Here is a 1182-nt window from a genome sequence, read left to right on the forward strand (position 1 = left end):
TTGTCCCGTCCTGAAATAAGTTGACAATTACTCAACTTATATTATGAAAGATCAAGAATTAAAAAAGGAAAAGCGTACTCAAAGAGATTACAGTATTGGCTTTAAATTACGAATCGTTTCTCAGGTAGAAAACGGCGATTACACTTATAAACAAGCCCAAAAAGAGTATGGAATCCAAGGCAGAAGTACTGTTTTGGTTTGGTTGCGAAGATATGGTAACTTAGAATGGAGTAAACCTAAACTTTATACTATGCACAACTCTAAAGAAACTCCGGCTCAAAAAATTAAGCGTCTAGAAAAAGAATTAGCTGATGAAAAGCTAAAAACCAAGGTTCTTAATACCATGATAGATATCTCAGATAAGCAGTATGGTACCCAAATCAGAAAAAAGTTTTCCTCCCAACAATCTTCCAACTCCACAGACAAGGAGTAAGCATATCGAGGCTGTGTAGATTGTTTGGGATAAGCCGCCAGGCTATTTATCAAAGCAAACAAAGAAGTTTAATTCGTGAAAATGAATTAAAGAAGGTAAGGATATTAATACAAAAAGTACGAATGAAAATGCCTAGACTTGGAACCAGAAAGCTTTATTACCTTCTTAAAGAAGGGTTCAAAAATGAAGGAATCAAAATAGGCAGGGATGCTTTATTTGCTTATTTAAAAAGAGAGAATATGCTGGTGCGTGCTCAAAAAAAATATGTTAAGACAACTTTTTCAAAGCATTGGCTTAGGAAACATCCTAATTTATTGAAAGAATTAAAGATCGAAAAAGCAGAACAGGTTTTCGTAAGCGATATAACCTATGTTAAAACAAGGGAATCTACCTGCTATTTATCTTTAGTAACAGATGCTTACAGCAGAAAAATAATGGGGTATTCATTAAGCTCAAATATGAATACGGAGAATGTGGCCAAAGCCTTAAAGATGGCCGTAAAAAATAGAGTTTCCCATACCCCGTTGATTCATCATTCAGATAGAGGGCTGCAATACTGCTCTGGCTATTACCAGAAGATGCTTAAGAAAAATAGAATAAAACCATCTATGACTGATGGTTATGATTGTTATCAAAATGCTCTGGCAGAAAGAATTAATGGGATATTAAAGCAGGAGTTTCTTTTTTGTAAAACAAAAAATATGCACCACTTAAGTTCATTAATAAAAGAAAGTATTTGGCTTTATAAT

General features: G+C 33.8%; 2 protein-coding genes. Both read left to right on the forward strand.

The annotated features are described in order from the left end of the window. The first annotated feature begins 43 nt into the window (after positions 1-43). Positions 44-433 (forward strand): helix-turn-helix domain-containing protein, encoded by a 390-nt coding sequence (locus DRF57_RS23395; protein WP_115921132.1) that lies wholly within the window; start codon positions 44-46, stop codon positions 431-433. Positions 434-435: 2 nt separating this feature from the next. Then, the coding region (locus DRF57_RS23400) for an IS3 family transposase (RefSeq protein WP_394363986.1) at positions 436-1182 on the forward strand (747 nt) is incomplete at its 3' end.

It is taken from the genome of Chryseobacterium rhizosphaerae (assembly GCF_003385455.1).
In the GTDB taxonomy this organism is placed as follows: Bacteria; Bacteroidota; Bacteroidia; order Flavobacteriales; family Weeksellaceae; genus Chryseobacterium; species Chryseobacterium rhizosphaerae.

Bases quoted from the DNA above. Each gene is read 5' to 3' on its own strand.
- DRF57_RS23395 (WP_115921132.1), top strand. From the start codon at position 44: ATGAAAGATCAAGAATTAAAAAAGGAAAAGCGTACTCAAAGAGATTAC.